This is a genomic window from Robertmurraya massiliosenegalensis JC6 (assembly GCF_000311725.1).
Lineage (GTDB): Bacteria > Bacillota > Bacilli > Bacillales > Cytobacillaceae > Robertmurraya > Robertmurraya massiliosenegalensis.
This window is the reverse complement of sequence record NZ_HE978511.1, coordinates 989,555-1,001,573: the sequence shown is the minus strand read 5'-3', so window position 1 is coordinate 1,001,573 and position 12,019 is coordinate 989,555. Positions and strand designations below refer to the sequence as shown.

16 protein-coding genes are annotated in these 12,019 nt (G+C 36.0%); 8 read left to right on the top strand and 8 right to left on the bottom strand.

Annotation, left to right across the window (positions count from 1 at the left end):
- Positions 1-789, top strand: a 789-nt coding sequence (gene yhaM / locus BMSHG_RS25730; protein WP_034658419.1) for a 3'-5' exoribonuclease YhaM, incomplete at its 5' end; no start/stop codon positions are given.
- A 177-nt stretch (positions 790-966) separates the two neighbouring features.
- Complete coding sequence (locus BMSHG_RS05065) at positions 967-1,152, top strand: sporulation YhaL family protein (RefSeq protein WP_019153360.1); 186 nt, start codon at positions 967-969, stop codon at positions 1,150-1,152.
- 73 nt (positions 1,153-1,225) lie between these two features.
- Here BMSHG_RS05065 and BMSHG_RS05060 read toward each other — a convergent pair whose 3' ends face one another.
- Entirely contained in the window at positions 1,226-2,134 is a 909-nt protein-coding gene (locus tag BMSHG_RS05060) for a peptidylprolyl isomerase (protein ID WP_019153359.1), read from the bottom strand.
- 400 nt (positions 2,135-2,534) lie between these two features.
- Here BMSHG_RS05060 and BMSHG_RS25725 point away from each other — a divergent pair, with 400 nt between their 5' ends.
- Positions 2,535-2,621 (top strand): YjcZ family sporulation protein, encoded by an 87-nt coding sequence (locus tag BMSHG_RS25725; RefSeq protein WP_019153358.1) that lies wholly within the window; start codon positions 2,535-2,537, stop codon positions 2,619-2,621.
- 431 nt (positions 2,622-3,052) lie between these two features.
- On the opposite strand, the gene BMSHG_RS28995 is transcribed toward BMSHG_RS25725, so the two are convergent.
- Positions 3,053-3,232 carry a hypothetical protein gene (locus BMSHG_RS28995; protein ID WP_026073333.1) on the bottom strand — a complete coding sequence of 60 codons (180 nt, stop codon included), beginning with the start codon at positions 3,230-3,232 and terminating at the stop codon, positions 3,053-3,055.
- 39 nt (positions 3,233-3,271) lie between these two features.
- Entirely contained in the window at positions 3,272-3,826 is a 555-nt protein-coding gene (locus BMSHG_RS05045) for a DUF3267 domain-containing protein (RefSeq protein WP_034658416.1), read from the bottom strand.
- 199 nt (positions 3,827-4,025) lie between these two features.
- Here BMSHG_RS05045 and BMSHG_RS05040 point away from each other — a divergent pair, with 199 nt between their 5' ends.
- Entirely contained in the window at positions 4,026-4,364 is a 339-nt protein-coding gene (locus BMSHG_RS05040; protein WP_019153355.1) for a DUF1878 family protein, read from the top strand.
- Between the two features lie 14 nt (positions 4,365-4,378).
- Here the strand turns inward: BMSHG_RS05040 and BMSHG_RS05035 are convergent, their stop codons facing one another.
- Together BMSHG_RS05035 and BMSHG_RS05030 are read right to left on the bottom strand one after the other, a co-directional pair.
- Positions 4,379-4,951: an HTH-type transcriptional regulator Hpr gene (locus tag BMSHG_RS05035; RefSeq protein WP_019153354.1), complete on the bottom strand. Its 573-nt coding sequence runs from the start codon at positions 4,949-4,951 to the stop codon at positions 4,379-4,381.
- Positions 4,952-5,288: 337 nt separating this feature from the next.
- Positions 5,289-5,639: a YtxH domain-containing protein gene (locus BMSHG_RS05030; protein WP_019153353.1), complete on the bottom strand. Its 351-nt coding sequence runs from the start codon at positions 5,637-5,639 to the stop codon at positions 5,289-5,291.
- A 162-nt stretch (positions 5,640-5,801) separates the two neighbouring features.
- Here BMSHG_RS05030 and BMSHG_RS28590 point away from each other — a divergent pair, with 162 nt between their 5' ends.
- The gene (locus BMSHG_RS28590; RefSeq protein ID WP_019153352.1) at positions 5,802-5,993 is read left to right on the top strand and encodes a hypothetical protein; all 192 of its coding nucleotides are present in this window, start codon (positions 5,802-5,804) and stop codon (positions 5,991-5,993) included.
- A 42-nt stretch (positions 5,994-6,035) separates the two neighbouring features.
- Here the strand turns inward: BMSHG_RS28590 and BMSHG_RS05020 are convergent, their stop codons facing one another.
- The 3 genes from BMSHG_RS05020 to BMSHG_RS05010 all read right to left on the bottom strand — a co-directional run bounded on the left by BMSHG_RS05020 (position 6,036) and on the right by BMSHG_RS05010 (position 8,389).
- On the bottom strand, positions 6,036-6,566 hold the full coding sequence (locus tag BMSHG_RS05020; RefSeq protein WP_019153351.1) for a tryptophan transporter: 531 nt from the start codon (positions 6,564-6,566) through the stop codon (positions 6,036-6,038).
- A gap of 114 nt (positions 6,567-6,680) precedes the next feature.
- The gene (gene serC, locus BMSHG_RS05015) at positions 6,681-7,760 is read right to left on the bottom strand and encodes a 3-phosphoserine/phosphohydroxythreonine transaminase (protein ID WP_019153350.1); all 1,080 of its coding nucleotides are present in this window, start codon (positions 7,758-7,760) and stop codon (positions 6,681-6,683) included.
- A gap of 209 nt (positions 7,761-7,969) precedes the next feature.
- Positions 7,970-8,389, bottom strand: a complete 420-nt coding sequence (locus tag BMSHG_RS05010) for an HIT family protein (protein ID WP_019153349.1) — start codon at positions 8,387-8,389, stop codon at positions 7,970-7,972.
- A gap of 560 nt (positions 8,390-8,949) precedes the next feature.
- Between BMSHG_RS05010 and BMSHG_RS05005 the strand changes: the two genes are divergently transcribed.
- From BMSHG_RS05005 to BMSHG_RS04995, 3 genes are all read left to right on the top strand, one after another.
- On the top strand, positions 8,950-9,690 hold the full coding sequence (locus BMSHG_RS05005; protein ID WP_019153348.1) for an ABC transporter ATP-binding protein: 741 nt from the start codon (positions 8,950-8,952) through the stop codon (positions 9,688-9,690).
- The gene (locus BMSHG_RS05000) at positions 9,683-10,891 is read left to right on the top strand and encodes an ABC transporter permease (RefSeq protein WP_019153347.1); all 1,209 of its coding nucleotides are present in this window, start codon (positions 9,683-9,685) and stop codon (positions 10,889-10,891) included. Before BMSHG_RS05005 ends, BMSHG_RS05000 begins: the two co-directional genes overlap by 8 nt.
- Positions 10,892-10,976: 85 nt before the next feature.
- On the top strand, positions 10,977-11,702 hold the full coding sequence (locus tag BMSHG_RS04995; protein WP_019153346.1) for an EcsC family protein: 726 nt from the start codon (positions 10,977-10,979) through the stop codon (positions 11,700-11,702).
- Positions 11,703-12,019 lie beyond the last annotated feature (317 nt).

The window sequence follows — 12,019 nt, the reverse complement described above, 5'->3', positions numbered from 1 at the left end:
GCATCTGAGGCAGATGAAAAGAACTATAGTGCGGAGAAAATTGTAAAGGTGTTAGGTGACATCCAAAATTATCGTGGAAGAAACCAGTTAAGACTTCGACAAATTCGTCCTTCCACTTCGACAGATGGAGTTAATCTTTCAGACTTTCTATTGACAGCTCCAGTAAGCAAGGAAGAAATGTTAAGCAAAATTACACAATATATCTTCGAAATGAAGAATCCGAATATACAAAGAATCACAAGACATTTACTAAAAAAATATCAGGATGATTTCTTAGAGTATCCAGCTGCGACCAAAAATCACCATGAGTTTGTTTCAGGATTAGCTTATCATGTTGTCAGCATGCTAGACCTAGCGAAGGCGATTGCAAATCTGTACCCAAGCCTTGATAAAGATTTGCTATATGCGGGCGTATTGCTCCATGATTTAGGGAAGGTAACAGAGCTATCAGGTCCGATTTCAACCACTTACACAGTGGAAGGAAACTTACTTGGCCACATTAATATTATGGTATCTGAAATTGTACAGGCGGCAGATGAGCTTGGAATCTCTGGAGAAGAAGTCGTTGTCCTTCAACATTTAGTATTATCCCATCATGGAAAAGCGGAGTGGGGAAGTCCAAAGCCACCACTCATTAAAGAAGCAGAAATTCTCCATTATATTGACAATATTGATGCCAAAATGAATATGCTTGACCGAGCGCTCGAACGGGTCAAACCAGGAGAATATACGGACAGAGTATTTGCACTAGACAACCGTGCCTTTTATAAACCTAACTTTCACAATTAAGCAATGCCCTTTTAAGAATGAATATAAAAACGGTAGACAAACTCGGGTAAAGATCGAAAATGTCTGCCGTTTTTATTTTAATTGCGCTAAGCATCATCATATTTTTACGACTCATGCATACAATGAAATCAAAGAGGCTTGTACAAATCTATTTACGGTAATGGAGGAAAGAAAAAAATGGATGTGCCTATTTGGATTTTATTGATTGTTGGAGGAATTATGATCAGTGCCTTTATGGCCGTTAAAACAGGCAAAGAAGAAAGAGAAAAAGAAAATGAACTAATCGAAAAAGAAGGCGAAGTCTATATGGAACGCTTGGAAAAGGAAAAGGAAGAAAAGAGCGGAAGTCGTTCCTTTGGTTAAAATGCTGGTCATCTAGAAGGTTAAAAAAGCAGTTTGAACACATGTGTTCAGACTGCTTTTTTGTTAAGAGATATTATTTTTCAGATTCAGTTTCTGTCTCAGTGTCAGTTCCAGCATCAGTCCCAGCATCTGCAGGAGTTTCTGTCTGCATAAAGCCGCTTAATTCCTTATCACTGATCTTTACGTTTGCTTCTTTTAATTCTTTTTGAAGTGCCTCTTGCATCATCGTGTTATCGATTTTTGACACTTTCACTTCGTATTCAATTTCAGATTTCATGTCTTCTAGAGATTTCTTTTCTTCTTTTTCCGTTACTTCGATGATATGGAAACCATGTTCAGATTGAACAGGTTCACTAATTTCATTAACATCAAGTGCATATGCAGCTTCTTCAAATGGTTCAACCATCATTCCAGGACCGAACCATCCAAGATCTCCACCTGCTTCAGCAGAGCCATCTGTAGAATATTCTTTTGCTAATTCAGCAAAATCTCCACCCTCATCAAGCTTCGTTTTTACTTCTTTAGCTGTAGCTTCATCTTCTACAAGAATATGGCGTGCTTTAATTTGTGGCTTATAGTTATCATAATACTCTTGAATTTCTTCTTCCGTAACTTCCATGTCAGCAGTTGCGGCCTTTTCGACAAGAAGATCTAACTTTAAGCTGTCTTTGAAGCTTTCTTCAGTCATATTGTATTGCATGAGCGCCATTTCAAAGTTGGCACCTAATTGATCTTTCACTTCGTTTAATTTTGCGTCAAGTTCTTCGTCAGTTACTTCATATTTGTCAGATAAGATTTTTTCATACACTAATTGTTGAAGGACATTTTGTCCATAGGACTTCTTCATTGCTTCATAAAGCTCGTCCTTTGTGACGTTGCCTGCTTTTGTTTCTGCGACTGTTTCAGAATTACCCCCGTTGTTACATGCAGCTAAAGTAATGATACCTACAAGTAAAAATAGGGAAAGGACCCACTTCTTCATTAAAACAACTCCTATAAATTAAATTTCTTGATGTGACTACATTTCATTGGATAGATGAAAACCATTCCCTTGTTTTTTATTCGTTTGCCATCATAATAAAAAAACCTATTTGAAAATGTATCACTGGTTACCACAAAGTATACTATATCATAATTTGGAAAAAGAACAAAAGCAAAACCATAGCCAATTTTTAAATAGGTTATCCTCAAAAATAGGCAGTATACCTATTCCAAAATAAGGACTAATACATAGGATAAAGTGTAAGCAGTTAAGTTCTCTTCTACAAGATGAGAGGGAATCCAAACAATTCAATGGTCTATGTACCACTTAAAAACAGATTACTTGCCAGTACGGTAGGGGGATTATTTAGACAATTCTTATCTTGGAAGGAGGTGTTATAATGGGTGCAGCAGGATACGGTGGTGGTTTCGCTTTAATCGTTGTGTTGTTCATTCTATTAGTCATTGTTGGAGCAGCATGGCTATAAGAAAAGTGGCGGTAGCTTGTTTAGCCGCTAGAGCAAATTGACAATTCCAATAATATAAATATTAAAAGAAGAACAAGGCACACGCCATGTTCTTCTTTTTCTTCATAGTGCCTCGAGTTGTGGATAAGTGCTCGTATAAACGGTAGAAGTATCGGTATGACAAATAACAGGAAAAATTCCGCTTAATGAGCAACCATCATGAAAAAGAGCCGATATAACAGGAAATATTCCTGTTATTCCCTCAAAAAATGCCAAAATAAACGATTTTGATCTCCATAAGCGGAAAATTTTCCGTTATTTCCCCTAAAACGGACTCCATTGAGGAGATAACAGGAAAAACTCCGCTTAAGGGTGAGAGATGGTTGGATCGAATGAGACAAACCGAAAGCTTCCTACATTTTGTAGGAGCTTTGTTCTTACCTAAGTCGATTTTAAGTGAATAAAATTTCGATATATGAAGATACTAAAAGGATGGTAATTAATACATTAATGGTTCTAAATATCTTTGCGTGCTTTTCTTCAGGGATTTCTTTTTGCAAGCAAAGGGAATTTGTTAGTTTATTAATGTTAAACAATATAAATATAGCAAAAATAATAAAAATGGAGATGATCACAAAATCCCTCCTTTAGGCATAATCATCAGTAAAGCATTATTGATGCTTTGTAATTAAAATTTCAAAGCCATCTTCATTTTCTTCAATAAACGCATTCCTCGGAGCTCTTACAATATTACTTGCATGAAGCAAGTCTGGAACAGATAATCCAATCTGGTAAGCCATTAAAATCGTAATATAGTGAACATAATGTTCAAATAAAAAGAGTGATAGGCTTAAGAAAGTTGTAATGACGAATAAAGGCATGAGCAAGGCAATAAGGAATAAGGATTTGGCAATGGGCTCATGAACTCTAATTTCGATAATTGGATAAATTCCATATTTCCACTCAATTTTCTTTTTGATTTTTGGCCCAAGATGAGCGATTGGTAAAAAATGCAAAAATTTATGGAGTGGATATGTTAAGAGCAAGCCGAATACTAATACGGCAATATGATTATCATATAGAGTAGTCGGCACTAGTAAATGGGACATTGTCATATATAATATAATAAATGCAAGTAACATCGTCATCAAGGATATGATAAATAGTCTTTGAGGACCGTATTGTTTTGTGTAGTTTATTGTTTTCCAGCAATTCAAAAGTATCATCCCCCAAAAGGAGCTAGTAGAATAATTCGTCGATGTGAAATGTGAATCATGATCTCACTTCTGATACTTTACGATCAAAGAATAAAAAAATCAATAGGTTTCTTATTTCATTTTTAGTTATGATATGTGTAAAATAAGAGCGGACATACGATCAAATTTTGTCCAAATATCGATAAAATACTCGAAAGAGGTTTTTTTTATGGACCTTGATACACTCTTAGAAAAAATCAATCGCCTTGAATATCATCAATCAATATTGTTGATGATGATATCCAAAAGCGATGATCAGTTCTATAAATTAATTGTCGAAAAGTCTTTAAGTAGAAAGGACGTCGAACGCTTTTTGGCAATGTGTGAGGAGCTAACCATTGCACTTGAAGAGCAACAAGCGGAGGGTTTTGTTTATTTTGAATCACTCTATAGAAACTTAAAGGATTCCTTGCATCCAAACCTCGATGCAAAGGAAGTCATTGAAGCATGTCTCCGCCAAAAATTATATTTACCTTTAATGTTAGAATTGAAAAAATTTGTGAAATGATCCTTTAAAAGAGATTACACTAATTCTTTGGAAGGATCTTTTTTTGTTAAGGTCCCATCTTCATCATCGAATTCATTCTCGATATTTTCAAAGGACCTTTCAAAAATTTCCATAAAATCATCGCCGTATACATTGCGGACAATGGCCATCATTTCTACGATTTCTGGAAACTTCCCATATAAATTCTTCAGAGGCATAGCACCTGTAAAAACAGAATTTTTATCTGGATCATAGGTTTCCATTAAGCTTAGCAAAAGTTCCTCGCCTTTTTCTGTTAATTTGATATACGTATTTCGTTTGTCGCTTTCCTTTTTAGAAAACTCAAGCAAGCCTCTTTCTTCTAATTTTTTCGAAAAATTGAAGGCTGTTGATACGTGCATCACTCCAAATTTGGCGACATCTGAAATGGATGAACCGTTTAAGTGATAAGCAATCCATAGAATGTGATGCTCATTGATATTTAAATCTGCTGGTTTAATCCATTGCTGCCAATCTTTCTCGATCGACTTCCATAACGCTTTACTTAATTGTGCTATTCTTTGGCTAAAAATCATCGCTTCTTTCATTGTATAATTTTTCTCTGTCATCCCCAACATTCACCCGCTTTAATATTCTTTATTTCATTATGCCAAGAAAACAATAAGAAATAAAGAAAAAATATACTAAATTTTTAGAAATTTTTTTACAAAAAGTTAAACAAAGTTAATATTTGGTTTTAATGGAAATATTAATTAGAAGATTTTAGTAAACTCTTGGATGGTATTTCAAATTTTGTATTTATATAAAATACGAATGGAAGCAGAAAATGTTTCACCGTAAAATGAACATTTTTATAATATATTACTTTTCTGCTTTAACATATAAAAATCCTTCTTTTTAGTAAAAAAAAATACTGGTAAAAGAAGGATTTTGTCATGAATTTAATTATTTCATTGTTGACTCTAATTCCTGAATGGAATTTTGTAGCGTCTGTAGCTCTTTTTTCAGTTGTTCTTCATGAGGCTTCATGTCAATCTTCCACGTCTCGACGAGTATTTTAACATCTTTTATAAAGGAGCTAATGCCATCCTTTCCTTCTTTCGTAAGTACGGTGAAGGAACTTTTGAGTCTATCTAGATCCGATGTTAATTCGAGTATCTGTTCTTTCCATATTTGTGTATTTTCTTTCATGTATGTTCGTGTTTCTTTGCCTGAAGAAGGGGCGGAAAGTAAAGTCGCAACTCCAGCGGAAATACCTCCAATTAAAAACCCCATCAGTAATGATTTTTTATTCAATTACAGTCACCTCTTCTAATAACTTTTTTTCTCCGACTATTGGCTTCATAGCTTCCTGAATTATCGCATATATATGTATTATACCTTTTTTAAGGGAATGTAAGAAAAGATAAGCAAGGTGTCATGAAGATTTATTAGTTGGAGGTAAAGGAGTGAGGATGGTTGGATGGTGTTATCTTTGGGTTATTCACTTTAAGCATGGTCTTAGTCTTTGGGGCCATTTATAATACATTGTCAATTAAAAAGCCAGGTTTTTATCCACCAAAGAAAGTTTTAAAGAGACGAGCCCTCGCCTTAGGAATAGCAGGAGTCATCTGTTTAGTGTTAGGAATGTTTGTAGCAGCCTTAAAATAAAGAAGCAAAAGAAAAGGAACCCAGAGAATGGGTTCCAAATTTTTAGTTGCTGACTGTTTGCCCAGTTGAAAGCTTTGTTCTTTTAACAACAGTTATGGCTACCGGGTAAAGCACAACCATGGCGATTGTATTGGCAACTGTTGCTGGTAATACAACTCCAGCAAAAAGTGCTGCAAAAGGCCCTGGTAAACCTACAATTAAAAAGGCTGATCCTAAAAAGACAATGCCCGAAATAATTGTACCTAATGCTGTTAAAGCGGCAACACTGACAATGTTAGAACGGTGTTTCTTAAGAGCTAAAAATAGTCCAAAGAATAAAAAGGCTGTAATCGGTTTATCAATAATGTTTGGAATAAGTCCTCCTGGAAAAGTTGTTGTCAATCCGGAGATGACACCAGTGACAATACTTAATAGTAAAACACTCTTTCTATCAGGGAATAGAACAATTCCTAAAAACATCATCGCTAGCATCATATCTGGCTTCATTCCAAAGACGATACCGGGCATCACCGCATGCAATACAGCGCCCATCCCAACTAAAAGGGCTAGTGCAACAAGATTCTTCGTTTTCATTTCTCATCTCTCCTCATCTCTACTAATCTAACTTTGCCTCTCCTACAGTGCACTCATTGCCTGTAGCGAAAAGCTTTCTCCTATTATATCATAAACATTTTTTTCGTCTATAAGCTAAAGACGTCTTTGAAACGATTTCATAAACTCAGCCAATTGAACGACATGGTCAACAGGAACAGCGTTATAGATGGAAGCCCTGCATCCGCCAACAGAACGATGACCATTTAAGCCGACAAATCCTTTTTCTTTCGCCAAGCTTAAAAATTCCTTCGTCTTTTCCTCAGATGGCAATGTAAACGTGACATTCATATTGGAACGACTATCATGTGTTGCATGACCGGAATAGAAACCATTGCTTTCATCTATAACATTATAGAGAATTTTCCCTTTTTCGTTATTCCTGTTTTCCATTGCTTCTACGCCACCTTCTCGTTCGACCCAATCGAGAACAAGCTTAAGCAAGTAGATCGCAAGAGTAGGAGGGGTGTTATAAAGAGAATTGTTTTTGCTATAGGTTTCATAGCTAAGCATAGTGGGTAAATTTTCGGCAGGTGTCTGAATTAAATCCTTTTTCATGATGACGACTGTTACGCCAGAAGGACCTAGATTTTTTTGAGCACCTGCATAGATGAGTCCAAACTGCTCCACGTTTAACTTCTTACTAAGAATGTCACTGGACATATCAGCAATTAGTGGAACGGATACATCAGGATAGGATTTCCACTCTGTACCATAAATCGTATTATTGCTTGTAATATGAATATAAGCATCATTCTTATTAAACGGTTCAACTCTTAAAGAAGGAATGGAGCGATAATTTTCATCCTTTGTAGAAGCTAGAATGGAAGTAGTTCCATGCTTTTTTGCTTCTTTGAGAGCTTTTTCAGACCAAGAACCAGTTAAAACATAATGAGCAACTTTTCCTTCCGTTAATAGGTTCATCGGGATCATAGAAAATTGTAGGCTTGCCCCGCCTTGAAGGAAAAGAATCTCATAATCGTCTGGGATCGTTAGCAATTTTCTCAGTTGATTTCTGGCACCGTTATGTACCTCATCATAGTCCTTGCTACGATGACTTAACTCCATGACGGACATTCCTGTACCATTGAAATTTAATAAGTGCTTCTGTGCTTCTTGGAGAACCGCTTCAGGCAAAGCGGCAGGTCCTGCATTGAAATTCAGTGCTCGCGTCATTTTTAGAAACCTCCACTAACATAGTATTTTCACAACATTGCTTTAAAGAAGGAAAGTTTTATGTGATAAATTCTACAGAATATAAAAGAGGGTGTAAATGAATATTTTCTTAATAATCAAAAAAACTCCTATCGCAGGACATTTATGAAAAAAGCTCAATCATTGCGATAAAAAAAGACCTCTCAGATAGAAACTGAGAAGCCTTATTTTTATAGATTTTTTTGGATAGCACTTGCCATTTGCTGATAATCTTCTGGCTTATATTCGCTTTGATGTGATTTCCAAACCGCTCCAAAGCCATCGCCTTCACCATAACGTGGAATGAGATGGATGTGATAATGGAACACCGATTGTCCAGCCTTTTCACCATTGTTGTTAAGAAGATTTAATCCAATAGGTTCGAATGTAGCTTTTAAGGCATTAGCGATTTTCGGGACTACTTCAAATAAATTTGCGGCAATTTCTGGTGTCAGTTCATACAGATTTTCTTTATGTACTTTCGGAATGACGAGGGTATGTCCTTTTGTCACTTGGCTAATATCAAGAAATGCTAAGACGTTTTCATTTTCAAATACTTTTGCAGCTGGAATGTCGCCATCGATAATTTTACAAAATATACAATCGCTCATGACAAAGCTCCTTTCATATTTATTTAGTATATTTTACCACAAGAGTCATACAAAATAAAAAAAAGAACGGACAGGATCCGCATGGAATCCCGCCCGCCGTGTGAAGGGGAAAACTATTCCTTGTTCTCTTTTCGGGTCATTCTCTTTGATAAACACCTCATTTATATGATTGTTATCTAGTGAGAAATCGATCTATAGTTCAAGCGTACCATCCCCTTATTTCTTTATATGTTTCATCAACGTATAAAGCAGGTAGATAGTCTTTCGTCAACACCCCATTTTTATAAATGTGTGTAACGTTAGATCATTTGGTTACATGAACTTGATAGTCCAATACAACCATCCCCTTATATTGAACATAGGAAACGTCTTTTGAGTGTTATATGCCTGCGACAGACACCCCACTTCAAATTTATGATGATGTTTTTAATATCATCTCTTTGTTTCCCCTTCGAATATTATCATGTCCTTTAGAGTGTGAAATATGCATAGAGCTATTTCTATTTTTTAGTAAAATAATTTGGTAAAATGAGGCTAACTACGTTTGGGAGTTGTTGATGATGACATTGTTACAGATTAATGATGTAACAGGGGGCTATACGCGGAACCCTGTTTTAAAAAATGTTTCATTTGAAGTCAGTCGCAATGAAATAGTTGGATTGATTGGTTTAAATGGTGCAGGAAAAAGTACGACGATTAAGCATATTATTGGATTGATGGAACCACAAAAAGGAAATATCGAGATCAATGGAAAGTCAATTCAGGAAAATAAAGAAGTTTACCGAAGAGAGTTTACCTTTGTTCCTGAAACCCCGATTTTGTATGATGAATTAACATTAGAAGAGCATTTATCAATGACGGCGATGGCTTATGGGTTGGATAAAAATATTTTCGAACAGCGAAAAGACGATTTATTAAAGGAATTCCGTATGAATAAGCGTTTAAAATGGTTCCCCGCCCATTTTTCCAAAGGGATGAAACAAAAGGTGATGATTATGTGTGCCTTTTTGGTGCAACCGAGCCTTTACATAGTCGATGAACCATTTGTTGGATTGGATCCGCTAGGGATTCAGTCACTCCTTGACCTAATGAAAAAAATGAAGGATGAGGGAGCAGGGATCTTAATGTCCACTCATATTTTAGCAACCGCAGAGCGCTACTGTGATCGCTTTGTCATTTTACATGAAGGACAGGTAAGAGCAAAAGGAACGTTAGAGGAGTTAAGAGAGCAATTTTCGATGCCAAATGCTACACTGGATGACTTATACATCCAGTTAACAAAGGAAGAAGACTATGTTTGAGGAAAAGATTCTTTGGAAACAGAGATTTGGGAATACAGTTAAGGAGTTAGGGAAGTATTTTCGTTACATTTTTAACGGACATATTGTGATTATTTTGGTGTTTTTAATTGGAACAGCTGCGTACTATTATCAGGAATGGATAAGTAGATTAAGCACAGATTTTCCAGTAGCGCTCATAATGGCGATTATTTTAGCTTTAGTGATTACTTTCAGCCCTATTTTTACTTTTTTATTAGAAGCTGACCGGATTTTTCTCATTCCTCTTGAGGAAAGACTTAAGTCATATTTTCAGCGTTCTATGATTGTAAGCTTCTTTGTTCAACTATATTTGTTATTCATTGGGTTAGGCGTTTTCATGCCAATGTATGCTCATGTAAATGAAGGGAGTTATAGTGGTTTCTTCTTATTTCTAATGCTCATGAGTCTGCTAAAAGGTTTGAATATCATCATTCGTTGGAGAGTGCAATTATATGTGGATGTGATTGTCCATCGCATTGACTCTGTTGTTCGTTATTTTGTCAATGGAGCATTTCTTTATTTACTCTTCTCGCAAGCGACGATTTGGTTTTTTATTCCGATTATTGTCATTTACGCTCTGCTATACGCTTTTTATTTTTCGCAAACAAAACAGATGGGGCTCAAATGGGATTTTTTAATAGAACAAGAAGAGAAAAGGATGATGTCCTTTTATCGATTGGCGAATATGTTCACAGATGTTCCGAAGCTAAGAGACCAGGTAAAAAGGCGAAAGTGGTTGGATTGGCTTTCTGGCATTTTGAAGTATCAGCATGAGAGCGTTTATACACATTTATACGTCCATACGTTTATACGAGGTGGAGATTATTTAGGGATTTTTATACGTTTAACGATTATTGGCATGCTCGCTCTTTATTTTATTACCTTTGGAAATGGACAAATATTGTTTGTTCTTTTATTCCTGTTCTTAACAGGCTTTCAATTATTCCCTTTATGGAATCATCATCAAAATAAAATTTGGATTCAATTATATCCTGTAGCGGAATCATTGAAGAGTAGCTCATTCAAAGGGTTTTTGACAAAGGTGTTGATGGTTCAAACATTATTGTTATCATTCCCATTGTTTTTAAAGGAAGACTGGCTTGTTGGTCTTATATCAATTGGCGCAGGACTGGTCTTCAGCTATGTCTTTGTAAACTTCTATAGAAGAAAAACGATTGTATAGAGAATAGGATCGTGGATATTACTTGAAACTAATTGGGTGTATAGTCGTATGCTATATTATCACGTTGTTAAAGGATGTATCCTATATGAATCATTACGAGCAAAAAGCTTATGAGGAAGTGCAAGAATGGAAAAGAAAGCTTTTGAAACGCTCCAACTTAATTAAACGCGTATCGAAAAAAGCTCAGGAAAAAATAAATGAAAAAATCCCAGAAAAAGTCCATACTGTCATCACGGATAGCATTAAAAATATGGTGAAAATGACAGTAGCAGGTTCCAGCTTTACAACGAAAATGGAGATGACAAGAAATTCATCATTGGAGGAGCGAGAAAAAAAGCTCACCGAAAAAATTGCCGTTTATCAAAAAACAGCGACGGTTGAAGGTGCGGGAACAGGAGCAGGCGGCATTCTTCTCGGTTTAGCTGATTTTCCATTATTATTATCGATCAAAATGAAATTTCTTTTTGAAGCGGCGGCCGTCTATGGTTTTGATACGAAAGAATATGAGGAAAGACTATTTATCCTTCATATATTTCAACTCGCTTTTTCCAGTGAGGAGAAGAGGAAAGAAACGCTTCAGGTTATTGAAAATTGGGAGGAGCGGAAGAAAGAGATCATCGATATGGATTGGCAAGAGTTCCAGCAGGAATATCGTGATTATATTGATTTTGTAAAAATGCTTCAGCTCGTTCCAGGAATTGGCGCCATCGTTGGTGCATACGCAAACTACAATTTAATGGAGCACTTAGGTGAAGTAGCGAAAAATGCCTATCGAATCCGAATATTAGCAAATGCTCCGAAATTTTATTGAGGTTAGGAAGGGACATTACGTTATGTAATGTCCCTTTTCCTGTAGACAAACACGAAGATCTTCGAGTTTGTCTCATGAGCCTTTTATGAGACAAACTTATTGCTAGTAACCTGCAAACTCATGTCGCATGAGCCCTTCATGAGACATACTTATCACTTGTAACCATCAAACTCATGTCTCATGAGCCCTTCATGAGACAAACTTATCGCTAGTAACCTGCAAACTCATGTCGCATGAGCCCTTTATGAGACATACTTTTTACTTGTAACCATCAAACTCATGTTTCATGAGCCCTTGATGAGACATACTTTTTACTT

Bases quoted from the DNA above. Each gene is read 5' to 3' on its own strand.
- BMSHG_RS05065 (WP_019153360.1), top strand. From the start codon at position 967: ATGGATGTGCCTATTTGGATTTTATTGATTGTTGGAGGAATTATGATC.
- BMSHG_RS05060 (WP_019153359.1), bottom strand. From the start codon at position 2,134: ATGAAGAAGTGGGTCCTTTCCCTATTTTTACTTGTAGGTATCATTACT.
- BMSHG_RS25725 (WP_019153358.1), top strand. From the start codon at position 2,535: ATGGGTGCAGCAGGATACGGTGGTGGTTTCGCTTTAATCGTTGTGTTG.
- BMSHG_RS05045 (WP_034658416.1), bottom strand. From the start codon at position 3,826: ATGATACTTTTGAATTGCTGGAAAACAATAAACTACACAAAACAATAC.
- BMSHG_RS05040 (WP_019153355.1), top strand. From the start codon at position 4,026: ATGGACCTTGATACACTCTTAGAAAAAATCAATCGCCTTGAATATCAT.
- BMSHG_RS05035 (WP_019153354.1), bottom strand. From the start codon at position 4,951: ATGACAGAGAAAAATTATACAATGAAAGAAGCGATGATTTTTAGCCAA.
- BMSHG_RS05020 (WP_019153351.1), bottom strand. From the start codon at position 6,566: ATGAAAACGAAGAATCTTGTTGCACTAGCCCTTTTAGTTGGGATGGGC.
- serC (WP_019153350.1), bottom strand. From the start codon at position 7,760: ATGACGCGAGCACTGAATTTCAATGCAGGACCTGCCGCTTTGCCTGAA.
- BMSHG_RS05010 (WP_019153349.1), bottom strand. From the start codon at position 8,389: ATGAGCGATTGTATATTTTGTAAAATTATCGATGGCGACATTCCAGCT.
- BMSHG_RS05005 (WP_019153348.1), top strand. From the start codon at position 8,950: ATGACATTGTTACAGATTAATGATGTAACAGGGGGCTATACGCGGAAC.
- BMSHG_RS05000 (WP_019153347.1), top strand. From the start codon at position 9,683: ATGTTTGAGGAAAAGATTCTTTGGAAACAGAGATTTGGGAATACAGTT.
- BMSHG_RS04995 (WP_019153346.1), top strand. From the start codon at position 10,977: ATGAATCATTACGAGCAAAAAGCTTATGAGGAAGTGCAAGAATGGAAA.